We start from the raw sequence: 25410 nt of genomic DNA, 5'->3' as shown, positions 1-25410 counted from the left end.
CCGCTGGTCGATCTCGTAGGAGTCGGTTCATGCCAGTCATATCCACGCCGCAAGAGTTCAACGTGGACGATCTGTACGTCGACCTCAGGACGCTGTCCGGGCACCCGTTGTTCCTCAAGTGCGAGGGCTTCAACTTCGCCGGGTCCATCAAGCTCAAGGCCGCGACCGAGATGGTCGCGACCGCCGTGCGCACCGGCCAGCTCCGCCCCGGCGACACGCTGGTCGAGAGCTCGTCGGGCAACCTCGGCGTCGCGCTCAGCCTCGTGGCCGCGAGCCAGGGCTACGGGTTCCTCTGCGTCACGGACACGCGGTGCACGCTGGCCGCGCGCCAGCTGATGCAGTCGCTCGGCACGCAGGTGCACGTCGTCACCGAGCCGCACCCCGAGGAGGGGCTGCTCGGCGCGCGCATCCGGTTCGTCGAGCGGATGCGCCGCGAGCGGGGGTACGTCTGGCTCAACCAGTACGCCAACCCCGGCAACGCGATGGCGCACTACCTCACCACCGGCCCGGAGATCCTCAAGAGCTTCCCCGAGGTCGAGGTGCTGTTCATCGGCGCGGGCAGCACCGGCACGCTCATGGGCTGCTCGCGGTACTTCCGCGAGAACCGCCCGTCGGTGCGGATCGTGGCGATCGACAGCGTCGGCTCGGTCACCTTCGGCACGCCCGCGCTGCCGCGGATGCTGCCCGGCCTCGGCACGAGCGTCCGACCGCCGCTGCTCGACGAGTCCGTCGTGGACGAGGTCGTGCACGTGGCCGAGATCGACACCGTGCGGGCCTGCCGGATGCTCGTGCGCCACGGCTTCCTGTTCGGCGGGTCGACCGGCACGGTCATCAGCGGCGCGATGGACTGGCTCGCCCGCAACGCGCCTGCCGACGACCTGTCCGCCGTCGCCATCTCGCCCGACCTGGGCGACCGCTACCTGGACACCATCTACCACGACCAGTGGATCGCCGACATCTACGGCGCGGAGGTGTTGGCGGAGAACGGTTCCCGACTGTCGGCACCCCCGGCGGCCACGTCAAGGAGTAGCTCATGACCGCAGCGGCGAGCTTGCCACTGTCCGCCGGTCAGGCGGAGATCTGGTTCGACGAGAAGTTCCACGGACGCGGGGTCGCGTACAACTCCGCGGGCTACCTGGACCTCCGGGGGCCGTTGGACCTGCCGGTGTTCCGCGCGGCCGTGCGGCGGCTGATCGTCGAGGCCGAGTGCGCCCGCACCCGCTACGTCGAGGTGGACGGCGAGCCCCGCCAGGTCGTCGAGCCGATGGCCGAGATCGCCATCACCGAGCTGGAGCTGGGGGAGGCCGACGCCGTCGAGTGGATGGCGGCCGACCTCGCGAAGCCGTTCACGCTGGACGACTTCCCGATGTTCCGGCTCGCCGTCCTGGAGGTCGACGAGGACCGGCACTTCTTCTACATGTGCATCCACCACCTGCTCTGCGACGGGTACAGCCAGGTCGTGTACTGGCGCAGGCTGGCGGAGCTGTACCAGGCGCTGCTGGACGGCCGGTCGCTCACCGAGGGCCAGTTGCCGCCGTTGAGGGAACTCCTGGACGCGGAGAAGGCGTACACCGACTCGGTGTGGTTCCGGCGGGACCGGGACTTCTGGGCCGCGCGGTTCGACCAGGTGCCGGACCTGCCGAGCCTGTCGCAGCGCGAGCAGACCGCGGCGGCCGTGCGCGGGTTCCTGCGCCGCACCGCCGTGGTGCCCGCCGAGACCGCGACGGCGTTGCGCGGGCTGGCGTCGAAGTCCGCGTCCACGTGGCCCGCCGTGGTGCTGGCCGCGGTCGGCGTCTACACGCAGCGGATGACCGGCGTGGGCGACGTGCTGCTCACGCTGCCCGCCACCGCCCGCATGGGCGCGTCGATGCGCGCGATCCCCGGCATGATCGCCAACTACCTGCCGCTGCGGGTGACCGTGCGGCCGGACGCGACCAAGGCCCAACTGCTGGCGAGCACCTCGCGCGAGCTGGCCCAGGTGCTCAAGCACCAGCGGTACCGGGTCAGCCGGATCCGCCGCGAGATGGGGCTGTCCTCGGAGGACCGCCGCCCGTTCGGGCCGTTCGTCAACATCCTGCCGCAGCGGACGACGTTCGAGCTGGGCTCGTGCGCGGTCGAGGTGAACAACCTGTCGACCGGGCTCATCGAGGACCTGATGATCACCGTCGTGGACGCGCCCGGCGGCGGCGTCGAGGTCCACGTCAACGGCAACCCCGAGCTGTACACCGCGCAGGAGGTCGAGGACCACCTGCACCGGTTCGCCGAGTTCCTGGCCACCTTCGCCACCGTTGCCGACGACGTGCCGCTCGGCCGCGTCGACGTGGTCAGCGCGCCCGAGCGCGCGGGCTGGCTGGAGGAGGGCACCGGCACGTTCGCTGAGGGCGCGGACGCCGACCTGGTCGAGACCGTGCGCGCGCTGGCCGCCCGCTACCCCGACGCGATCGCCGTCGTGGAGGACGACTCCACGACCACCTACGGCTCGCTCGTCGCCCGCGCCAGCGCGTTGTCCCGCCGCGTGCCCGAGGCGCTGGTCGGCGTGCTGGGCGCGCCCGGCGCCGGGTTCGTCTCGGCCGTGCTCGGCGTGCTCGGGGCCGGTGGCGCGTACGTGCCGCTGGACACCCGCGCGCCCGTGCGGCGCAGCGCGGACCTGCTGACGGACAACGGGATAGGTCACCTCGTGGTCGACGCCGCGCACCGCGCGCTCGCCGACGAGATCGTCCGCGAGGCGGGCCACCCGGTCACCGTCGTCGCGCTCGACGACGCTGAGGACACAGCGGACGCGCTCGCCCCCGTGGTGGGAAAGCCCGACGACCTGGCGTACGTGATCTTCACGTCCGGCTCGACCGGCAAGCCCAAGGGTGCGATGGTGCACCGGCGCGGCATGGTGAACCACCTGCTGGCCAAGGTCGACGACCTCGCCCTCACGGCGGCGGACTCCCTGGTGCAGAACGCCCCGCTCACGTTCGACATCTCCGTGTGGCAGATGCTCGCGCCGCTGGTGGTCGGCGGCCGGGTGCGCGTGGTGACGCGCGAGACCGCGGCCGACCCGGACGCGCTGTTCGGCCTGGTGGCCGACGAGTCCGTGACGATCCTGGAGGTCGTGCCGTCGCTGCTGCGCGCCGCGCTGGACGCGTGGGACGTCGTCGGCGACCGCCCGCGGCTGCCCTCGTTGCGCCGCCTGGTCGTCACGGGCGAGGCGCTGCCGCCGGACCTGTGCCTGCGCTGGTTCGCGCGGTTCCCGTCGATCCCGCTGGTGAACGCCTACGGCCCCACCGAGTGCTCCGACGACGTCACCCACGCCACGATCACCGTGGACGACGCCGTGGCCTCGGCGCGGGTCCCGATCGGGCGCGCGGTGCGCGGAACCCGGCTGTACGTGCTGGGCGACGACCTCGGCCCGGTGCCGCCCGGCGTCCCCGGCGAGCTGTACGTCGGCGGGCTCGGGGTGGGCCGCGGCTACCTGCGCGACCCCGCCCGGACGTCGACCACGTTCGTGCCCGACCCCTTCGCCGGCGCCGGTCTCCGGATGTACCGCACGGGGGACCGGGTGGTCCGCAGGGAGGACGGGCAGTTGGAGTTCGTGGAACGCCGCGACCACCAGGTGAAGGTGCGCGGCCACCGGATCGAGCTGGGCGAGATCGAGTCGGCCCTGCGCGCGCTGCCGCGGATCGGCGACGCCGCCGTCGCGGTCGTGACCGACCCGGTCGGCAACAAGCGGCTCATCGGCTACCTGGTGTCCGACAACGGGTCCCCGGTCGACGCCGACGACGTGCGCGCCCGGCTCGGGGCCGTGCTGCCGGAGTACATGGTGCCGTCCACGCTGCTGGCGCTGGACGCGATGCCGCTGACCCCGCACGGCAAGGTCGACCGCAAGGCGCTGCCCGCGCCGGACTTCTCCACCGGCCCGCGCGGCCGGACCGCTCGCAGCTCCGAGGAACGGGTGCTGTGCGAGGTCATGGCCGACGTGCTCGGCCTGCCCGAGGTCGGCGTGGAGGACAGCTTCTTCGCGCTCGGCGGCGACAGCATCAGCTCCATCCAGGTCGTCAGCCGCGCCCGCCGGGCCGGCCTGCTGATCACCTCGCGGGACGTGCTCAAGCACCGGTCCCCGGCCGCCATCGCCACGATCGCGCGGCCCGCCGACGCGGCGGTCGCCGTGGTCGCGGACGGCGTGGGCGAGGTCGAGCTGACCCCCATCGCGCACCAGCTGCGCGAGGACCTGGAGTCGCTGACCGACCGCACCCGCCAGTACAGCCAGTACGTCGTGGTGCGGGTTCCCGGCGAGGTCGCCGAGCTGACCACCGCGTTGCAGGCCGTCGTGGACCACCACGACGTGCTGCGGGCGAAGCTCTCGGTCCCGGTGGACGGCCTGTGGTCCCTGGAGACGCTGCCCGTCGGCGCGGTGGCCGTGAGCGTCGTCGAGGCGTCCGATGTGGACACCGCCGTCGCCGAGGTGCGGCAGCGGCTCGTACCCGAGGAGGGCCGGGTCGTGCAGGCCGCGCTGGTCGGCGACCGGCTGGTGCTGGTGATCCACCACCTGGTGGTCGACGGCGTCTCGTGGCGCGTGCTGGTGCCGGACCTGAAGGCCGCCTGGGAGGCCGTCGTCGCGGGCCGCCCGGTCGCGCTCGACCCGGTGGGCACGTCCTACCGCCGCTGGTCGACGGTGCTGTCGGAGAACGCCCGCGCCGCCGCGCGCACCCGTGAGCTGCCGCTGTGGACGGCGCAGGTCAAGCCGGCCGACCCCCAGCTCGGCTCCCGGCCGCTGGACCCCGAGCTGGACACCTACGGCACGGCGAAGTCGTTGCGCCTGGTGCTGCCCGCCGAGACGACCACCGCGCTGCTGACCACCGTGCCCACCGCGTTCCACGGCGAGGTCAACGACGTGCTGCTCGCCGGCCTCGCGCTGGCCGTCGCCCAGTGGCGGCGCAAGCGTTTGGGAGCCGGGGACTCCGGCGTGCTGATCGAGGTCGAGGGCCACGGCCGCGAGCAGGTGTCCGACGACCTGGACCTGTCCCGCACGGTCGGCTGGTTCACCAGCGTGTTCCCGCTGCGCGTCGACCCCGGCGAGGTCGACCGGCCCGGTCAGGCGATCAAGCGCGTCAAGGAGCAGCTCCGCGCGCTGCCCGACCGCGGTCTCGGCTTCGGCCTGCTGCGGCACCTCAACCCGCAGACGGTCGGCGCGCTGGCGCGCTTCGGCGTGCCGCAGATCGGCTTCAACTACCTGGGCCGCTTCGCCGCGGGCTCGGACGCCGCCCAGTGGTCGCTGGACGGCGGCGGGTCCGTCATCGGCACCGGCGTGAGCCCGGACATGCCGCTGCGGCACGTCCTCGCGGTCACGCCCGTCACCGAGGACCGGCCGGACGGCCCGCGCCTGGTCGCGGACTGGCTGTGGGCGGGCGACCTGCTCACCGAGTCCGATGTGGACGACATCGCGAAGTCCTGGTTCCGCGTGCTGGAGTCGTTCGTCGGCACGGCGGGCGGGCACAGCCCCTCGGACTTCCCGCTGGTCGCGCTGACCGAGGCCGAGATCGAGGAGTTCGAGGCCACCTCCGGTGGCGTCGACGACGTGCTGCCGCTGTCGGCGTTGCAGAAGGGCCTGCTGTTCCAGGCCGAGTACGACAAGCAGGGCAGCGACGTCTACACCCTCCAGGCGGTCGTGGACGTCGAGGGCCCGCTGGACGTGGCCGCGTTCCGCGCCGCCGCCGAGGCCCTGGTCCAGCGGCACCCGGCCCTGCGCGCGTCCTTCCGCTCGCGCCCGGCCGGTGACGCCGTGCAGGTGATCCAGGCCGCCGTGGCGCTGCCGTGGTCCGAAGTGGACCTGACCGGCATGGCCGACGAGGACGCCGTCACCGAGCTGGCGCGGCTGACCGACGCCGACTGGGCCCAGCGGTTCGACATGACCGCGCCGCCGCTGGTGCGGTTCACCGTCGTGCGGCTCGGCGACGACCGGTTCCGGCTGCTCTGGGCCGTGCACCACATCCTGGTCGACGGCTGGTCGATGCCGATCTTCGCCCGCGAGCTGTTCACCCTGTGCGCGAACGGCGCGGACGTGGCGGCGCTGCCGCCGGTCGCGCCCTACCGCGACTACCTGGCCTGGCTCGGAGCGCAGGATGTCGACGCGGCCCGCGCCGCGTGGACGACCGCGTTCGACGGTTTCGCCGAGGCCGCGAAGCTCGGTCCCGCCGAACGCGACCGCGTGTCGGTGATGCCCGAGTCGCTGGTCGTGGACCTGCCCGAGGACGTGACGCACCGGCTCTCGGCGTGGGCCCGCGCCCGCGGGCTGACGCTGAACACGGTGATGCAGGGCTGCTGGGCCGTGCTGCTCGGCAGGCTCACCGGCAAGCACGACGTGGCGTTCGGCGCGGTCAGCTCCGGTCGTCCCGCCGAGCTGCCCGGCATGGAGTCGATGGTCGGCCTGTTCCTCAACACCCTGCCGGTCCGGGTGAGGCTCGACCCGAAGGCGTCGCTGGCGGACCTGCTGGCGAGGCTCCAGGAGGACCAGTTCGACCTGGCCCCGCACCACCACCTCGGCCTGGCCGACGTGCAGCAGCTCGTCGGCGTCGGCGAGCTGTTCGACACCGTCGTCAGCTTCCACAACTACCCGCACGACGTCGACGACCTCAGCGACCTGGTCCCCGGCGTCCGGGTGGTCGCCGCGGACGGCCGACTGGTCGCCGAGTACCCGTTCGCGCTGTCGGTCTACCCCGGCAAGCGCTTGCGGCTGCTCGCGCAGTACCGCTCCGACTCGTTCGACGCCCCCGCGATCGGGTCCATTGTGGACCGCTTCCAGCGGTTGCTCACCTCGTTGGTGACCGAGCCGGACGTCCCCCTGTCCCGACTCGACCTCCTCGCCGCGGACGAGCGCGCGCTGATCCTGGGCGAGTGGGCGGGCACGCCCGCGCCGATCACGGCCCAGGTCGTGCCCCAGGTGTTCGAGGCCCGTGCGGCGCAGGCCCCGGACGCGGTCGCGGCCGTGTTCGAGGGGACGAGCCTGTCCTACGCCGGGCTCAACACCCGCGCGAACCAGCTCGCCCGACTGCTGATCGGCCGGGGCATCGGCCCGGAGCGCGTGGTCGCCCTGGCGATGCCGCGATCCCTCGAAGCGCTGGTCGCCGTGCTCGCGGTGCTCAAGGCCGGCGCTGCGTACCTGCCGATCGACGCCAAGTACCCGGCCGACCGCGTCGACTACATGGTCGCCGACGCCACCCCCGCCGTGCTGCTGTCCACCACCGCCGTGGCGGACGGCCTGACGGTGACCGGCGCGCCGGTGCTCGCGATCGACGCGCCCGACCTGGTCGCCGCGCTCGACGCGCTGCCGTCGCACGACGTCGTCGACGCGGAGCGGGTGGAGCCGCTGGAGCAGCACCACCCGGCGTACGTCATCTACACCTCCGGCTCGACCGGCAAGCCCAAGGGCGTCGTCGTCGACCACCGCGGGTTCGTGGCGATGGCGGCCAGCCTGATCGAGAAGTTCGAGATCACGCCCGCCACCAACGTCCTCCAGTTCGCGTCCTACAGCTTCGACGCCACGGTCTGGGAGTTCGCGCTCCCGCTGCTCGCGGGTGGCACGGTCGTGGTGGCGGGTGACGAGGCGCGCGCGCCCGGTCAGCCGTTGGTCGACCTGATCACCTCGAACGGGGTCACGCTGGCCGCGTTGCCGCCGGTCGTCGCGGGCGGGCTGGCCGAGGGCACGGTCCTGCCCGACGACCTGGTCATCGTGGTCGCGGGCGAGGCCTGCCCGCCGGAGGTCGTGGCGCGCTGGTCGGCCACGCACCGGATGTTCAACGGCTACGGCCCGACGGAGTCGGTGATCGCCGCGACCGTGGGCGGCCCGCTGTCCGGCGGCGGTCGTCCGCCGATCGGCACGCCGACCTCGGCGCACCGCGTGTACGTGCTCGACGCCGTGCTCCAGCCCGTTCCGGCGGGCGTGGTCGGCGACCTGTACGTGAGCGGCGGCCTGGCCCGCGGCTACCTGAACCGGCCGGGCCTGACCGGCGAGCGGTTCGTCGCGGACCCGTTCTTCGGCCACGGCGAACGCATGTACCGCACCGGCGACCTGGTCCGCTGGCACGCCGACGGGCAGCTCGACTACGTCGGCCGCGCCGACGACCAGGTGCAGCTGCGCGGGTTCCGGATCGAGCTGGGCGAGATCGAGTCCGCGCTGGTGTCGCACGGGTCCGTGGCGCAGGCCGTCGCGATCGTGCGGGAGGACCCGACCGGCGACAAGCGCCTGGTCGCGTACGTGGTGGTCGACGAGGGCACGACCGTGCCGGTCGGCCTGCGCGAGCTGCTCGTGGAGTCGCTGCCGGAGTACATGGTGCCGTCCGCGATCGTCGTGCTGCCCGAGATCCCGCTGACCCCGCAGGGCAAGGTGGACCGCAAGGCGCTGCCCGAACCCGACTTCGCCGGCAACGGTCGGGGCCGCGGTCCGCGCACGCCCGTCGAGGACATCCTGTGCGGGATCTTCGCCGACGTGCTCGACCTGCCCCAGGTCGGCATCGACGACGACTTCTTCGCGCTGGGCGGGCACTCCCTGCTCGCCACCCGCGTGATCAGCCGCGCCCGTGCCGCGTTGGGCGTGGAGCTGCCGATCCGCGCGCTGTTCGAGACGCGCACGGTGGCCGGTGTCGCCGAGCAGGTGCACAGCGTCGCCGGAGCCGGTCGGCCCGCGCTCGTCCCCGCGTCGAGGGGCGAGGACGGGGTGGTGCCGCTGTCGTTCGCGCAGCAGCGCCTGTGGTTCCTGGACCGGCTCGAAGAGGGCGTGACGGGCACCTACAACGTGCCGCTGGCCGTGCGGCTGGTCGGCGACCTGGACGTGGACGCCCTGCGCTCGGCCCTGCACGACCTGGTGGTGCGGCACGAGATCCTGCGGTCGGTGTTCCCGGACGTGGAGGGGCAGCCGTTCCAGCGGGTGCTCGACGCGCCCGAGGGCTACCCGGAACTGCCGCTCAAGCGGCTGCCCGAGGCGAAGCTGTCCGACGCCATGACCGCCGAGGCGGACCTGGCGTTCGACCTGGCCACCGAGCCCGTGCTGCGGTCGCGGCTGTTCGCGGTCTCGCCGACCGAGCACGTGCTGCTGCTGGTGATCCACCACATCGCGTTCGACGGCTGGTCGATCGCGCCGCTGGTCGGCGACCTCGGCGCGGCCTACCAGGCCCGCACCGCCGGGCACGCCCCCGAGTGGGAGCCGCTGCCCGTGCAGTACGCGGACTACGCCGTGTGGCAGAAGGACCTCCTCGGCGAGGACGCCGACCCGGACAGCCTGCTGGCCCACCAGCTCGCGTACTGGACGCGGGCGTTGGCGGACCTGCCCGAGGAGCTGGAGCTGCCGACGGACTTCCCCCGTCCGGCCGTCAGCACCTACGACGGCAACGAGCTGGAGTTCGCCGTCGAGCCCGAGCTGTACCGGGCGCTGGTGGCGCTGGCGCGCGACTCCGGGGCGAGCATCTTCATGATCTTCCAGGCCGCGCTGTCCGCGCTGCTCACGAAGCTGGGCGCGGGCACGGACATCCCGCTCGGCAGCCCCACCGCGGGCCGCGCGGACGAGGAGCTGGCCGAGCTGGTCGGGTTCTTCGTCAACACCCTGGTCATGCGCACCGACACCAGCGGCGACCCGAGCTTCCGCGACCTGGTCCACCGGGTCCGGGACACGAACCTGGCCGCCTACCAGCACCAGGACGTGCCGTTCGAGCACCTCGTGGACGCGCTGAACCCGGTGCGCTCGCTCAACCGGCAGCCGCTGTTCCAGGTCATGCTCACGTTGCAGACCAGCGAGGACGCGCCGCTGCTGCTGCCCGGCCTGACCGGTCGGGTCGAGCCGGTGCGGTCGCTGCGGTCGAAGTTCGACCTGACCGTGCTGCTGGAGGAGCAGTACGCCGACGGCCTGCCCGCCGGGATGCGCGGCGTCGTCGAGTACAGCACCGACCTGTTCACCGAGGACTCCGCGCGGCGGCTGGCCCGGCGACTGGTCGCCTTCCTGCGGACCGTCGTCGCCGACCCGTCGACGCGGCTGAGCCGGGTCGACGTGCTGGAGCCGGGCGAGCACGCGGAACTGCTGGCCGTCGGCACCGGCGCGGTGAAGCCCGAGGTGTACGAGGGCGTGGTGGAGCGGATCCGCGGGTTCGCACTGTCCACTCCGGACGCCCTCGCCGTCGTCGACGACTTCGCCCAGGTAACCTACGCGGAACTGGTCGGCCGGGCGAGCGCGCTGTCGCGCCGGGTCCCCGGCTCGGACCTGTCCGCCGTGCTGGCCGCGCCGGGCATCGGGTTCGTCACCGCCGTGCTCGGCATCCTGGGCGCGGGCGGCGGCTACGTGCCGCTGGACGTGGCCGCGCCCGTGGCCCGCATCGCCGCGCTGCTCACCGACAGCGGCGCGACGCGCCTGGTCGTGGACGAGGCGAACCGCGCGCTGGCCGAGGAGATCGCGTCGGCGGCGGACGTCGAGGTGGTCGTGCTGGACGACGCCTCCGACGCGGAGTTGGCGCCCGCGCTCGGCGCGGCGGACGACCTGGCGTACGTGATCTTCACGTCCGGGTCGACCGGCAAGCCCAAGGGCGCGATGGTGCACCGCCGGGGCATGGTCAACCACCTGCTGTGCAAGGTGGAGGACCTCGACGTCACCGCCGCGGACAAGCTGGTGCACAACGCGCCGGTCACGTTCGACATCTCCGTCTGGCAGATGCTCACGACGCTGCTCGTCGGCGGCACGACCCGCGTGGTCGGCCGCGACACGGCCGTCGACCCGGACCTGCTGTTCGCCACCGTGCCGCTGGAGGGCGTCACCGTCCTGGAGGTCGTGCCGTCGCTGCTGCGTGCGGCGCTGGACTCGTGGGACGTCACCGGCGAGGCCCCGGAGCTGCCCGGCCTGAAGTGGCTGGTCGTCACGGGCGAGGCGCTGCCCCCGGACCTGTGCGGCCGCTGGTTCGCCCGGTACCCGGACATCGCGCTGGTCAACGCCTACGGGCCCACCGAGTGCTCGGACGACGTGACGCACGCGGTGATCACGAAGGACGACCGGTTGGGCGAGGCTCGGGTGCCGATCGGGCGTCCGGTGCGCAACACCCGGCTGTACGTGCTCGGCGACGACCTGCGTCCCGTGCCCGCCGGGGTGGCCGGTGAGCTGTACGTCGGTGGCACCGGCGTCGGCCGCGGCTACCTGGGCGACCGGACGAAGACCGCGCTGGCGTTCATGGCCGACCCGTTCGGCGCGCCCGGCGCGCGGATGTACCGCACGGGCGACCGCGTGGTGCTCCGGCCGGACGGCCAGCTGGAGTTCCTGGAGCGCCGCGACCACCAGGTCAAGATCCGCGGCCACCGCATCGAGCTGGGCGAGGTCGAGGCCGCGCTGCGGTCCGTCGACGTCGTCGGCGACGCGGCCGTGACCGTCAGCTCCGACCAGGGCGGCCACAAGCGGCTCATCGGCTACGTCGTCCCCGCTCCCGGCGGCGGCGGGCTGGACCTCGCCGCGGTGCGGGCGCACCTGGCGCGGTCGCTGCCGGAGTACATGGCCCCGTCCGCGCTGGTCGTGCTGGACGCGCTGCCGTTGACCCCCAACGGCAAGGTCGACCGCAAGGCGCTGCCGGACGCGGACTTCACCGCCCAGCCGCGCGCCGTGCGCGGCCCGCGGACCCCGGTCGAGGAGATCCTCTGCGGCGTGTTCGCCGAGGTGCTCGGCGCGGTCGAGGTCGGCGTGGACGACGACTTCTTCGACCTGGGCGGCCACTCGCTGCTCGCCACGCGGGTCGTCAGTCGCGTGAGGACGGTGCTCGACGTCGAACTCCCCGTCCGGGCGCTGTTCGAGGCCCGCACGGTCGCCGGACTCGCGAAGCTGGTCGACGGCGCCGACGGCGCCCGCCCGGCGCTGCGGGCCCAGGAGCGCGACGGCGACGAGGGCCTGCCGCTGTCGTTCGCCCAGCGCCGCCTGTGGTTCCTCAACCGGATGGAGGAGGAGTCCACCGGCACCTACAACATCCCGCTCGCGGTACGGCTGACCGGCGAGCTGGACGTGGCGGCGCTGACCGCCGCGCTCGGCGACGTGGTGGCGCGCAACGAGATCCTGCGCACGGTGTTCCCGGACGTCGACGGCGTGCCGTACCAGGAGGTCCTGGCCCAGGTGCCCACCGCGCCGACCGTGCGGCGGGTGGCCGAGGCCGAGCTGTTCGACGTCGTGGCCGCGGAGGTCGACCGGGGTTTCGACCTCGGCTCGGACACCGCGATGCGGTCGACCCTCCTCGAACTCGGCGAGCACGACCACGTGCTGCTGCTGGTGTTCCACCACATCGCGTTCGACGGCTGGTCGACCGCGCCGCTGGCCCGCGACCTCGCCACCGCCTACGAGGCCCGCACCTCCGGGCGCGCCCCGCAGTGGGCCCCGCTCCCGGCGCAGTACGCGGACTACGCGGTGTGGCAACGGGAGTGGCTCGGCTCCGAGACCGACCCGGACAGCGTCCTGTCGGCTCAGCTCGCGTACTGGACGCGGGCGTTGGCCGGGTTGCCCGAGGAGCTGGAGCTGCCGACCGACTTCCCGCGGCCTGCGATCAGCGCCTACGACGGCGACGTGCGCCAGTTCGCCGTCCCCGCCGACCTGCACGCCGGGGTCGTCGCACTGGCCCGCGAGACCGGGGCCAGCGTGTTCATGGTCGTGCAGGCCGCGGTGTCGGCCCTGCTCACCAAGCTGGGCGCGGGCACGGACATCCCGCTGGGCAGCCCGATCGCGGGCCGCACCGACGAGGCGCTGCACGAGCTGATCGGCTTCTTCGTCAACACCCTGGTGCTGCGCACGGACACGGCGGGCGACCCGACGTTCCGCCAGCTCCTGCACCGGGTGCGCGAGGCGGACCTCGGCGCGTACGCGCACCAGGACCTGCCGTTCGAGGCGCTGGTGGAGGCGGTCAACCCGACCCGCTCGCTGTCGCGGCACCCGCTGTTCCAGGTGATGCTGTCGTTCCAGAACAACGACGAGCCCGCCGACGCCCTGCCGGGGCTGGAGTCCGGCCTCGTGCCGATGAAGGCGACCCGCTCCAAGTTCGACCTGGAGTTCGAGCTGGTCGAACGGCACGAGGACGGCGAGCCCACCGGCATGGACGGCGTGCTGGCCTACCGCACGGACCTGTTCACCGAGCGGACGATCGACGAGATCGGCGAACGCCTGGTGCGCCTGCTGCGCGCCGTCGTGACCCGGCCGGACGCGCCGCTGAGCGAGGCGGACGTGCTCGGCGCCTCGGAACGCCGCCGCATCCTGGTGGAGTGGAACGACACCGGCCGCGCGATCGGCGTGGACGTGCTGCCGGACCTCATCTCCGCCACCGCGGTGGCCGGGCCGAACGCCACCGCCGTCATCGCGGGCGACGTGACGCTCACCTACCGGCAGCTCACCGCGCGGGCCAACCGGCTGGCGCGCGAGCTGATCGCCAGGGGAGCCGGGCCGGAACGGGTCGTCGCCATCGCGTTGACCCGGAGCGCGGACCTGATCGTGGCGGCGCTCGCGGTGCTCAAGTCCGGCGCGGCGTACCTGCCGGTCGACCTGGACCACCCGGCCGACCGCGTGCGGTACATGCTCGACGACGCCAAGCCGGTGCTGGTGATCACCGACGAGGCCGCGCGGGACCGGGTCCCCGACCTGGCGGGCACGCCGAGCTTCGTGCTCGGCGAGGCCGAGGCGGAACGGGCGCTGCGCAAGCGCGGCGGCGCGGTCGACGTGACCGACGCCGACCGCAACGGCTACCTGACCCCGAACCACCCGGCGTACGTCATGTACACCTCCGGGTCCACGGGCAGGCCCAAGGGCGTGGTGATCCCGCACGGCGCGCTGGCCAACCTGATCACGGACATGTGCGAGCGGCTGTCGATCACCAAGGCCGACCGGCTGCTCGCCGTGACCACGTTCGGCTTCGACATCTCCAACCTGGAGATCTTCGTGCCGCTGGTGGCGGGCGCGAAGCTGGTCGTGGCCGACCGCGACACCGTGCGCGACCCGGCCGTGCTGGGCGAGCTGATGGTGTCCAGCCGCACGTCCGTCATGCAGGCCACGCCCAGCCTGTGGCAGGCGCTCGTCGGCGTCACGCCGGAGTCGCTGCGCCGGGTGCGGGTCGTGATCACCGGCGGCGAGGCGCTCAGCGAGTCGCTGGCCGACGCGCTGCGGGCCGCGGCGCACGAGGTGCGGAACATGTACGGGCCCACCGAGACCACCATCTGGTCGACGGTGTCCGACGTGGACCAGGCCGGTCCGGGCACGCCGACGATCGGCAGGCCCATCAGCAACACCAGGGTCTACGTGCTGGACAGCGCGCTGTGCCCGGTGCCACCGAACGTTCCGGGCGAGCTGTACATCGCGGGCGACGGGCTGGCGCGCGGCTACCTCAACCGGACCGACCTGACGTCCGAGCGGTTCCTGGCGAACCCGTTCGGCGAACCCGGTTCCCGGATGTACCGCACCGGGGACGTGGTCCGCTGGGACCGCCACGGCGAGATCGAGTTCCTCGGCCGCAAGGACCACCAGGTCAAGGTGCGCGGCCACCGGATCGAGCTGGGCGAGATCGAGGCGGCGCTGCGGGCCGAGGCCGGTGTGGTCGACGCTGTGGTGACCGTCGGCACGGACGCCGGTGGGCACAAGCGTCTTGTGGGATATCTGTTGGTGCCGAACGGCTCGGTCGACACGGCCGAGATCAAGCGGTCGCTCGGCGGGTCGCTGCCCGAGTACATGGTGCCCGCCGCGCTAGTGGTGCTGGCCGCGTTCCCGTTGACCCCCAACGGGAAGGTGGACCGCAAGGCACTGCCGGAACCGGACTTCGGCGCTCGCACGCCGACCCGCGAGCCCAACACGCCCGCGGAGCACCTGCTGGTCGAGGTGTTCGGCGACGTGCTCGGCGTCGACGGCGTCCGGATCGACGACGACTTCTTCGAGCTGGGCGGCCACTCGCTGCTCGCGACCGGTGTCGTGAGCCGGGCCCGCAAGGCCGGGCTGCGGCTGACCATCGCGGACGTGTTCGTGCACAAGACCGTGCGGGCGCTGGCGGCCGCGGCGGAGGTCGAGCCGGACAGCGAGGCCGCGTCCGGCGCGGCGTCGGTCGCCCGCGTGCTCGACGAGATCGAGGAGCTGGGCCAGGAGGACCCGTTCGCCACGGTCCTGCCGATCCGGCCGACCGGCGACCGGACGCCGTTCTTCTTCGTCCACAGTGGACTGGGGTCCGCGCTGCCCTACGTCGGGTTGGCGCGGCACATCGACGCGGGCCACCCGATCTACGGGCTCCAGTCGCCCAGCGTCGGGAGTGGCGCTCCGCTGCCGACGTCGATGGAGCAGGTGGCCCAGCTCTACATCGGGCACCTCAAGGAGGTCCGCCCGGAGGGGCCGTACAACCTGCTCGGCTGGTCGTTCGGCGGCGTGCTGGCGCAGGAGATCGCCGTCCGGCTCCAGGAGGCGGGCGACACCGTCGAGCTGCTGGTCAACCTCGACGGCTACCCGCACCGGCCGGGCCACGACGACGAGGACGTCGACGACCGCGAGCAGCTCGTGCGGGTCATGGAGGTCATCGGCCACGACCGCGCCGAGTTCGACGGCCGGGAGCTGACCGCGCGGGACGTCGTCGAGGTGCTGCGCCGCGACCGCAACCCGTTGGCGGAACTGGGGGAGGAGCGCCTGCTCGCGATGCTCGCCGTGGTGCGCAACCACGGCAAGCTCATGGAGCGCTTCACGCCCTCGCGCTACACCGGTCCGATGCGGCTGTTCGCGGCCGTGGAGGACCTGACCGAGGCCGAGGTCGGCGAGCTGGCCGACGCCTGGGCCCCGCACGTGGACGGGCCGGTCGAGCTGCACCCGGTCCACTGCGGACACGAGTACATGATGCACCCCGAACCGCAGGCGCTGATCGGCGCGGCGATCGCGGCGGACCTCCGCCGGGTGCTCGAATCCGAGATCGGAGTTGGGGAATGAGCACCACTGCCGTCGCCGGAGGCGACAACCGGACAGGGGAGCCCGTGCCGGTGAACGCCGTCAGGTCTCCCGCCGCCACCGGACCGCTGGCGACGCTCACCGAGGTGCTCGCGATCGGCGGGCGGCGGATGCGCAGGCTCAAGCGCAACCCCGGCAGGCTCGTCGGCATCACGCTCAACCCGCTGATCACGATGATCGCGCTGGGCTACCTGTTCCAGAGCGCCATCGAGATCCCCGGCAGCAACAACTACATGGAGTTCATCTTCGCGGGCGTCGCGGTGCAGGTCGGGCTGGCCAGCATCGGCCCGACCGCCGTGGCGGTGTGCCTGGACCTCCAGGGCGGGCTGATCGACCGGTTCCGCTCGCTGCCGATCGGCCGGTCCGCCGTGCTGGTCGGCCACACGCTGGCCGACCTGGTGATCACCCTGATGGGCCTGGTGATCGTGGTCGGCGTGGGCATGTTGTTCGGCTGGCGCTCGCACGCCGACGCCCTGTCGGTGCTCGGCGGGTTCGCCCTGCTCGCGGTGTTCATGTACACGATGCTGTGGGTCGGCGTGCTGCTCGGCATGGCGTCGAAGAACCTGGAGACCATCGAGTCGATCTCCGGCATCGTCGCGGTCGTCTTCTCCTTCATGTCCAACGGTTTCCTGTCCGTGGACAAGCTGCCCGGCTGGATCCGGCCGATCGCCGAGTGGAACCCGGTCAGCGCCGTCATCACCGCGCTGCGCCACCTGTGGGGCAACCCGGTCACCGTCGCGCCGAGCTTCCCCTCCGAGCACCCGACGGCGGTCATCGTCATCTCGCTCGGCCTGCTGTTCGCGGTGACCACCGTGCTCAGCATCCGCCGCTACCGCACCGCCTCCGCGTGAAGGACTGGACGCCATGACCGCACCCGAGCGGACCGCCGACGCCACGACCCTGGACCTGGCCGACGCGCAGACCTACATCGACCACGACCCGGTGTGGCTGTGGCGGGAGCTGCGCGAGCGCAGCCCCGTGCACTGGAACGAGCCGAAGGGCGGGGTGCCCGGCTTCTGGGCCGTCACCCGCTACGCCGACGTCGTCTCGGTCTACAAGGACACCAAGAACTTCACGTCCGAGCGCGGCAACGTGCTGTCGACGTTGTTGCAGGGCCACGACTCCGCGGCGGGCAAGATGCTCGCCGTCACCGACGGCGCGCACCACCGGGCCGTGCGGAACCTGATGCTCAAGTCGTTCTCGCCGCGGCTGCTCGACCACGTCGCCGAGCTGGTCCGGCAGCGCACCCGCGACCTGTTCGCCGGTGTCGTGGGCAAGGGGCAGGTCGACTTCGCCTCCGACGTCGCCGACAACATCCCCATCAACACCATCGGCGACCTGATGGACGTGCCGCAGGCCGACCGGCAGCAGCTCGTGGAGTGGAACAACAAGACCCTCGCCCGGCACAGCTCGGAAGACGGCGAGATGGAGGAGTGGCTGGCGCGCAACGAGATCCTGATGTACTTCGGGACCCTCGCCGAGCAGCGCCGCAAGAGCCCCGGCGACGACGTGGTGTCCGCGTTGGCCACCGGACTGGTCGAGGGCAAGCCGCTGCCCGACGACGAGATCGTCTTCAACTGCTACAGCCTCATCCTCGGCGCGGACGAGTCCAGCCGCATGTCCTCCATCGGGGCCATCCGCGCGCTCGCGGAGAACCCCGACCAGTGGCGCGCGCTCAAGAACGGCGACGTGAGCATCGAGAGCGCCACCGAGGAGGTGCTGCGCTGGACCACCCCCGCGATGCACTTCGGCCGCCGCGCGGTCGCCGACGTGGAGGTCGGCGGCACGACGGTCCGCGAGGGCGACGTCGTGACGCTGTGGAACAGCTCGGCCAACTTCGACGAGGCCGTGTTCCCCGGCTCCGAGCGGTTCGACCTCGCCCGCACGCCGAACAAGCACCTGGCCTTCGGGTTCGGCCCGCACTTCTGCCTCGGCGCGTTCCTCGGCCGCGCCCACGTGGGCGCGGTGCTGGGCTGTTTGCGCGACACCGTGTCGGACATCCGGCTGCCCGCCGAACCGACGCGCCTGTACTCGAACTTCGTCTACGGCTACAGCTCCTTGCCCGTCGAGCTGGTCCCGTAGTGCGCTCGTGCGCAGGCGTTCGTCGATCAGGAATCCGTCAGTGCCCGGTCAGCGCCCCCGGACAGCATTGGCCGAGGGGCACGGGTGAAGTTTCGAGCCAACGGGAGTGCCGAAAGTGACGAACCCCTTTGACGACCGGAACGGGTCGTTCCTAGTGCTGGTCAACGACGAGGGCCAGTACTGCGTGTGGCCGTCGTTCGCCGTGGTGCCCCCCGGCTGGACCGTGGCGCTCGCCGAGGGAACCAGGGAAGCCGCTCTGTCCTACATCGAGGAGAACTGGACGGACATGCGTCCGAAGAGCCTCCGCGACCAGTCCGCCACCCGCGCGGGCTGACCCGAGACGAGGAGTGCACGTGGACGTCGCGATCCAGGTCGAAGGCCTGACGAAGCGGTACGGCGAGCACCAGGCGCTCGGCGGCATCGACCTGTCGGTGCGCCAGGGCTCGGTGCTGGGGCTGCTCGGCCCGAACGGCGCGGGGAAGACCACCGCCGTGCGCGTGCTGGCCACGCTGCTCGAACCGGACGGCGGGCGGGCGCTGGTCGCGGGCTACGACGTGGTCAAGCAGCCCGTCGAGGTGCGCAGGCGGATCGGCCTCGCGGGCCAGTACGCGGCCGTGGACGAGCTGCTCACCGGCCGGGAGAACCTGGTCCTGCTCGGCACCCTGCTGCACCTGGGCCGGGCGGGCGCCCGAGCCCGAGCCGTCGAGCTGCTGGAGCGGTTCGACCTGACCGCCGCGGCCGACCGGCCCGTGGAGACCTACTCCGGCGGCATGCGGCGCAGGCTCGACCTGGCGAGCTGCCTGGTCGCCGACCCGTCCGTGCTGTTCCTGGACGAGCCGACCACCGGCCTGGACCCGGCCAGTAGGCAGTCGCTGTGGACGACCGTGCGCGGACTGGTGACCGACGGCGTCACCGTGCTGCTCACCACGCAGTACCTGGAGGAGGCGGACTTCCTCGCCGACCAGATCGTGGTGATCAACTCCGGCAAGGTCATCGCCGACGGCACGCCCGACGAGCTCAAGCGCAAGGTCGGCCAGGAGTGGCTGGAGGTCGTGGTCGCCCTGCCGGACACCGTCGAGGCCGCCGTGCGCGTGCTCGCGCCGATCGCCGTCGACCACCCGACGTCCGACCCCGTCAAGGGCGTGATCGCTTTGCAACTGCGCGACGGCATGGACGGGATCGCCGCGGCCGCGGTGGCGCTCAAGGACGCGGGCGTCGAGGTGGCGGACTTCGCCATGCGCCGCCCGACGCTGGACGACGTGTTCTTCAACCTCGTCGGCCACGGAGCCCAATAACCCTTCCAACACTGGGGAGTGAGATGTTCAACCACCCGAGGACCACCACCCGGCGGATCGAGAACTTCTCCGGCAGCAGGGCGCTGTCGATGGTCAGGCGACCCGCCCGCCGCGCCGACGCCGTCGGGAGCGCCGCCTGATGGGCGGCCTGCTGGTGGGCGCGCACGTGGTCGCGGTGCTGGCGGTCGTCCTGGCGGCCGCACTGCTGGGAAGGCTGGCGGCGCGCGCGGCGCGGCAGCCGGAGGTGATCGGCGAGATCCTCGCGGGCATCCTGATCGTGCCCGTGGTGGCCGCCGTCGCGGGGCACGGGGCGCTGGCGGCACTGCTGCCGCCCGACGTGCTCGGCGTGTTGAAGTACATCGGCAAGGTCGGCCTGGTGCTGTTCCTCGTGGGCGTGGCCCACGAGTTGCGGCGCGGCGGCGGGGGACTGGGGTCCCGGTCCGTCGGCTGGGTGACGATCGGCTCGTTCTTCCCGGCGCTCGCCACGGGGTTCGTCTTCGCGGGCTGGGTGCTGTGGTCGGGTGACGGGGTGCTGCGCGGGTCCGCGCCGATCCTCTCGCTCGTGCTCATGATCGCCGTCGCGCTGAGCGTGACCGCGGTGCCGGTCCTGGCCCGCATCCTCGAGGACCGCGACATGATGGCGGGCCGCAACGGCAAGCTGTCGATGGCCGCGGCCGTGTTCACCGACTCCACCGCGTGGCTGCTGCTCGTCGTCGCGATGGGCACCGCCTCCGGCGGCTGGGGCGGCGTGGTCCGCTCGCTCGCCGTGCTCGCCGTCGGCGTCACGATCGCCCTGCTCGGCCGGATCCTGCTGCGCGGAGCCACCGCGGGCACGCTCGCGGCGCGGTTCCCCCGCCTGCTGTCGGTGGCCGTCGCGGTCGCCGCGCTGGTGGTCGCGATCGAGATGGAGCACTGGGGCCTCACGGCGGTGTTCGGCGCGTTCGTGGTCGGCCTCGCGATGCCCAACGGCGAGGGCGCCGAACGCTGGGAGGAGGTCACCCGGCCGGTCGCGTCGCTCGGACGGCTGTTCGTGCCGGTGTTCTTCGTCGTGGCGGGCATGGGCCTGTTCTCCACCCCGTCGTCCTCGCTGCCGTGGGTCGCGGCGGTGCTGGCCACCGCGCTGGCGATCCTCGGCAAGGTCGGCGGCGGCTACCTCGGCGCCCGGCTGGGCGGCGAGACCCGGCGCGACGCCGTCACCATCGGCGTGCTGATGAACACCCGCGGCCTCACCGAGATCGTGGTGCTGCAAGCCGGGTACAGCGCCGGGCTGCTGTCCGCGGCCCTGTTCCTGGCGCTGGTGATCATGGCGCTGGTCACCACGGGCCTCACCGGGCCGCTGCTGTCGCTCATCGACCTGCGCGCCCGCCGCACGGCGCTGCCGCCGGTACTCGAACCGCAAGGGGGAACGCCGTGACGCAGTCGCCCGTCCAGTCGCCGACCGACCTGCCCGTCGCCGACTTCCGGTCGCTGATGGCGCGGTTCCCGACCGGGGTCGCCGTCGTCACCACGACCGGCGACGACGGCTCGCCGCGCGGCATGACCGTGTCGTCGGTGTGCAGCGTGACCCTGTCCCCGCCCACGCTGCTGGTGTGCCTGCGCGGCGGCAGCCCCACGCTGGACGCGATCCTGGACCGCTCGGCGTTCACGGTGAACTTCCTGCACGGCCGCGCCCAGACCGTGGCCGAGTTGTTCGCCTCCGGCGCCCCGGACCGCTTCGACCTCATCCCGTGGGAGATGCCGCCCGACGCGGGCGGCCCGCACCTGCACGAGGACGCCCACTCGATGGCCGACTGCCGGGTGAGCCGCACCGAGCTGGTCGGCGACCACGTGGTCGTGTTCGGCGAGGTCTTCGCCGTCGCCGAACGCCACGAACACGCCCCGCTCGTCTACGGCCTGCGCCAGTACCACTCCTGGCCCGGCCGCTGAACCCAGGACCGGGAGGCGACCCCCGCGCCCCCGGTCCCCTCGCACCGCCCCGGCACGCGGACGTCCCCCGGTCCGCGTGCCGGAGCGGTACCGGTGCTCGACCGCCGGAACCCGTTGCCCCGCCCGGTTTTGTCGGTGCGGGGTCGTAGGGTCCGCGACATGGGCGAGGTCGAGCGGGTGAACGTCGTGTACTGCGAAGGGTGGGATCCGTCGAACCGGACGGTCGTCGGACGGTTGGCGGTGGCGACGGCGCGGGAACGCGACCGGGCGGGGGAGCAGTACGCGGTCTGCCTCGTCGACCCCGAGACGGGGCTGCCCGTCGTGCTCGTCGAAATCGCGTGGCGGCACCACTTCGCTCGGTGCTGGTACTTCGACGAGCACGTCAGGCGACACCTGTCCGTGGAGTACCGCAGGACCTAGGACGACCGGCTGTTCCAGCTCCGGAACAGCCGGTGGACCTACGACTCCCCGGAGCGGCAGGAGTTCGACGACCGGGCCGAGCGGGTGGAGATCCGGCACGACCCGGACGGGACCGCGCGGCGGAGGTGTCCGACCCGAAGTCCGGCGCCACGCTGGTCGCTTTCGGCAGCGGCTGGGGTGACGGCAGCTACCCGGTCTGGGGCGGGCGGACCGCGGAGGGCGCGGTCGCGTGCTTCGTCGCGGACATGCTGCTCCTGCACGACGCGGAGGTGTCGGCCGTCTGAGGCTGGTCGTGCTCCGTCCGTCGGGGCGGTCAGCCTTCCCGGCGGACGCGCTGGTGCAGCGACTCCATCCGGTGGTCGAGCTGTGCGGCGATGTGGGCGGTGCTGGTCAGCTCGTCGAGGAAGTCCGACGGGGCTTGGTCGTCGAACTTGTAGAACAGCTTGTGCTCCAGCGTCGCCCAGAAGTCCATCGCGATCGTGCGCATCTGGACCTCGACCTTCACGTGCTCCACCCGGTCGGACAGGAACACCGGGATGCGCACGATCAGGTGCAGGCTGCGGTAGCCGTTCGGCTTGGGGTTCGCGATGTAGTCCTTGGACCGCAGGATCTCCACGTCGTGCTGGCGGCGCAGCATGGCCTCGACCCGGTAGACGTCCGAGACGAACGGGCACACCACGCGGACCCCGGCGACGTCGTGCAGGTGCTCGGCGATCAGCGACGGCTCGGGCTCCAGGCCCTTCCGGCGCAGCTTCTCGATGATCGCCTCGGGTCGCTTGATCCGGTTGGTGATGTGCTCGATCGGGTCATGTTGGTGGACGAAGTCGAACTCCTCGCTCAGAATGCGCAGCTTCGTCATGAGCTCGTCGATCGCGAACTTGTACACCAGCAGGTGCTGCGCGAGCTCGACGGGAACGGGCTCGACCACCCTCGCCCGCACACCGTTGTCCATGGGTCAAGGGTACCGGCGATCTTGGTCTAGACCATCACGTGACCTGCGGGTTACGATCGCGGGAACATGTTGTGAGCCGCAACAAAAGGGCCTCCGCCGCCACGGACCCCTCCACCCTGCACGTACCGGAGGCTGTTCATGCGCACTCTCGCCGCTGCGGCGATCCTCCTCGCCGCCCTGGTGGTGGACACGGGCACCGCGTCCGCCGCGGACCCCGTCTACAAGGACCCGACCCAACCCGTCGCCGCCCGCGTGGCCGACCTCCTCGGGCGCATGACGCTCGACGAGAAGATCGGCCAGATGACCCAGGCCGAGCGCAACTCGGTCACGACGGCCGACCTGACCAACTTCCGCCTCGGGTCGCTGCTGTCCGGCGGCGGCTCCGCGCCCTCGCCGAACACGGCGGCGTCGTGGGCCAACATGTACGACAACTTCCAGCGCGCGGCCATCGCCACGCCGCTGGGCATCCCGATGATCTACGGCGTGGACGCCGTGCACGGCCACAACAACGTCGCTGGCGCCACGATCTTCCCGCACAACATCGGCCTCGGCGCGACCCGCGACCCGGACCTCGTGCAGCGGATCGGCCGCGCCACGGCGGAGGAGGTGTCGGGCACCGGCATCGACTGGGACTTCGCGCCGTGCCTGTGCGTCGCCCGCAACGACCGCTGGGGCCGCACCTACGAGTCGTTCGGCGAGGTGCCGGAGATCGCCTCGTCGATGGCCACCCTCGTCACCGGCCTCCAGGGCGCGAAGCTCTCCGACCCCGGCTCGGTGCTGGCCACGGCCAAGCACTACATCGGCGACGGCGGCACGACCGGCGGCGACGACCAGGGCAACACCCAGATCAGCGAGGCCGAGCTGCGCGCCACGCACCTGCCGCCGTTCCGCGAGGCCATCGCCCGCGGCGTCGGCTCGGTGATGATCACCTACAGCAGCGTCAACGGCCTCAAGACGCACGCCAACAAGTACCTGATCACCGACGTGCTGAAGAACGAACTGGGCTTCTCCGGCCTGGTCGTCTCGGACTGGAACGCCATCGACCAGATCGACGGCCAGCCCGGCTTCACCGCCGCCGAGGTGGCCACCGCCATCAACGCGGGCCTGGACATGGTCATGGCGCCCACCGAGTGGCGGAACTTCATCACGTTCCTGCGCCAGGAGGTCAACGCGGGCCGCGTGCCGATGTCGCGCATCGACGACGCCAACCGCCGCATCCTCACCCAGAAGTTCCTGCTGGGCCTGTTCGAGAAGCCGTTGACCGACCGCACGTTCACGCCCACCGTCGGCAGCGCGGCGCACCGCGCCATCGCCCGCGAGGCCGTCCGCAAGTCGCAGGTGCTGCTGAAGAACCAGAACGGCGTGCTGCCGCTGTCGAAGACCGCGTCGAAGCTGTTCGTGGCGGGCAAGTCCGCCGACAACATCGGCTACCAGAGCGGTGGTTGGACCATGACGTGGCAGGGCGGCAGCGGCGCGGTCACGACGGGAACCACGGTGCTGCAAGGCATCCGGTCCGCGGTGTCGTCCACGTCGACCGTCACCTACAACCGCAACGGCACCGGGATCGACGGCAGCTACCAGGCCGCCATCGCCGTCGTCGGCGAGACGCCGTACGCGGAGGGCGCGGGCGACCGCGAGGGGAGCATGAGCCTCGACAGCGAGGACCTCGCGACCCTGGCCACGCTCAAGGCCTCCGGCGTGCCGGTCGTCGTCGTGCTCGTGTCGGGCCGCCCGATGGACGTCTCGGCCGAGCTGTCCAAGTGGAACGCCCTGGTCGCCGCGTGGCTGCCGGGCACCGAGGGCAACGGCGTCGCCGACGTCCTGTTCGGCGACTTCCAGCCGACCGGCTCGCTGCCGTCCACCTGGATGCAGTCCGCGAGCCAGCAGCCGATCAACGTCGGCGACGGCAAGACCCCGCTGTTCGCCTTCGGGACGACCAACCGGTACCCGGCCACCCAGAGCCCGTACTCGATCATCGGGGCGAGCTACTACGACGAGCAGCGCGGCACGGCCGTGGAGAAGTGCACGGACTCCGGCTGCGGCCAGAACGTGGGCAGCCTGACGCCGGGCGACTACGTCGCCTACGCGGACGTGGACTTCGGCGCCACGCCGCCCGCGTCGCTCTCGGCCAGGGTCGCGTCCGCGTCCACGGCCACCGGGTTCCTGGACTTCCGGCTCGACAGCCCGACCGGCCAGGTCGTCGCGTCGGTCGGCACGTCCGGCACCGGCGGCTGGCAGACGTGGGCGAGCCGGACGGCGACCGTGAACGCGGCCGCGACCGGCGTGCACCGGCTCTACGTCGTGGCCCGCGCGGGCTCCGGCAGCGGTGACCTGACCAACCTGAACTGGTTCCGGTTCGACCGCTGACACCACCCCCTTAGGCCACCTGGGTCCACCTGTTCACGCAGGTGGACCCAGGTGTCGACGGGGCGGCGATGATCGTTGTACGGTCCGCCGTCAGGTCCGCCGACCGAGGGGAAACCGCCATGCGACAACTGACCGACGACGAGCTCGCCCGATTAGTCAGGTCCAACCGCCGCCTCGCGCTCGGCCTCACCGCCACCGTCGTGCTCGGCGTCCTCGCCGTGGTGCTGATCGTGGCCACGGACGTCCACTTCGCCGTTCGCGGCGGCGTCGGCCTCGGCGCCCTCATCGGCACGCTCATGGTCATCCCGAACCGGAAGGTCGTCGCCGACCTCGGCCTGACCGTCGACGAGGCCCGCGCGATCCTCCAGGCGGAGAAGGAGCGGCGAACCGGCGTCGCGGACCTGACCGCGACCGAGCGCGCGAAC

General features: G+C 72.3%; 13 protein-coding genes and 1 pseudogene. 13 read left to right on the top strand and 1 reads right to left on the bottom strand.

The features are described 5' to 3' along the window. Positions 1-29: 29 nt before the first annotated feature. From sbnA to ACFWW9_RS18030, 10 genes are all read left to right on the top strand, one after another. Positions 30-1037 (top strand): 2,3-diaminopropionate biosynthesis protein SbnA, encoded by a 1008-nt coding sequence (gene sbnA, locus ACFWW9_RS18075; protein WP_390378502.1) that lies wholly within the window; start codon positions 30-32, stop codon positions 1035-1037. Beyond that, positions 1034-15925 carry an amino acid adenylation domain-containing protein gene (locus ACFWW9_RS18070; protein ID WP_390378499.1) on the top strand — a complete coding sequence of 4964 codons (14892 nt, stop codon included), beginning with the start codon at positions 1034-1036 and terminating at the stop codon, positions 15923-15925. The genes sbnA and ACFWW9_RS18070 overlap by 4 nt, the downstream gene beginning before the upstream one ends. Further along, positions 15922-16794: an ABC transporter permease gene (locus ACFWW9_RS18065; protein ID WP_390378496.1), complete on the top strand. Its 873-nt coding sequence runs from the start codon at positions 15922-15924 to the stop codon at positions 16792-16794. Before ACFWW9_RS18070 ends, ACFWW9_RS18065 begins: the two co-directional genes overlap by 4 nt. A 13-nt stretch (positions 16795-16807) precedes the next feature. After that, positions 16808-18025, top strand: a complete 1218-nt coding sequence (locus tag ACFWW9_RS18060; protein ID WP_390378493.1) for a cytochrome P450 — start codon at positions 16808-16810, stop codon at positions 18023-18025. 115 nt (positions 18026-18140) lie between these two features. After that, entirely contained in the window at positions 18141-18359 is a 219-nt protein-coding gene (locus ACFWW9_RS18055) for an MbtH family protein (RefSeq protein WP_390378490.1), read from the top strand. 19 nt (positions 18360-18378) lie between these two features. Continuing rightward, complete coding sequence (locus ACFWW9_RS18050) at positions 18379-19320, top strand: ATP-binding cassette domain-containing protein (protein WP_390378487.1); 942 nt, start codon at positions 18379-18381, stop codon at positions 19318-19320. Between the two features lie 139 nt (positions 19321-19459). After that, positions 19460-20734 carry a cation:proton antiporter gene (locus ACFWW9_RS18045; RefSeq protein ID WP_390378484.1) on the top strand — a complete coding sequence of 425 codons (1275 nt, stop codon included), beginning with the start codon at positions 19460-19462 and terminating at the stop codon, positions 20732-20734. Then, positions 20731-21246: a flavin reductase family protein gene (locus tag ACFWW9_RS18040; protein ID WP_390378481.1), complete on the top strand. Its 516-nt coding sequence runs from the start codon at positions 20731-20733 to the stop codon at positions 21244-21246. The genes ACFWW9_RS18045 and ACFWW9_RS18040 overlap by 4 nt, the downstream gene beginning before the upstream one ends. 159 nt (positions 21247-21405) lie before the next feature. After that, positions 21406-21666 carry a hypothetical protein gene (locus ACFWW9_RS18035; protein ID WP_390378478.1) on the top strand — a complete coding sequence of 87 codons (261 nt, stop codon included), beginning with the start codon at positions 21406-21408 and terminating at the stop codon, positions 21664-21666. Positions 21667-21791: 125 nt separating this feature from the next. Next, positions 21792-21950, top strand: a complete 159-nt coding sequence (locus ACFWW9_RS18030; protein WP_390378475.1) for a DUF4241 domain-containing protein — start codon at positions 21792-21794, stop codon at positions 21948-21950. A gap of 29 nt (positions 21951-21979) precedes the next feature. On the opposite strand, the gene ACFWW9_RS18025 is transcribed toward ACFWW9_RS18030, so the two are convergent. Continuing rightward, on the bottom strand, positions 21980-22618 hold the full coding sequence (locus tag ACFWW9_RS18025; RefSeq protein WP_390378473.1) for a GTP pyrophosphokinase family protein: 639 nt from the start codon (positions 22616-22618) through the stop codon (positions 21980-21982). 138 nt (positions 22619-22756) lie between these two features. On the opposite strand from ACFWW9_RS18025, the pseudogene ACFWW9_RS18020 reads away from it, so the two are divergent. From ACFWW9_RS18020 to ACFWW9_RS18010, 3 genes and pseudogenes are all read left to right on the top strand, one after another. Then, positions 22757-24565, top strand: a pseudogene (locus ACFWW9_RS18020) (glycoside hydrolase family 3 protein); the annotation flags it as partial. A gap of 24 nt (positions 24566-24589) precedes the next feature. Next, a complete protein-coding gene (locus tag ACFWW9_RS18015; RefSeq protein ID WP_390378660.1) occupies positions 24590-24985 on the top strand; it encodes a carbohydrate-binding protein in 396 nt (131 codons plus the stop codon). 119 nt (positions 24986-25104) lie between these two features. Next, the coding region (locus ACFWW9_RS18010) for a hypothetical protein (RefSeq protein WP_390378471.1) at positions 25105-25410 on the top strand (306 nt) is incomplete at its 3' end.

This window comes from Umezawaea sp. NPDC059074 (assembly GCF_042738955.1).
In the GTDB taxonomy this organism is placed as follows: domain Bacteria; phylum Actinomycetota; class Actinomycetes; order Mycobacteriales; family Pseudonocardiaceae; genus Umezawaea.
This window is presented reverse-complemented; position numbering and strand designations above follow the sequence as displayed.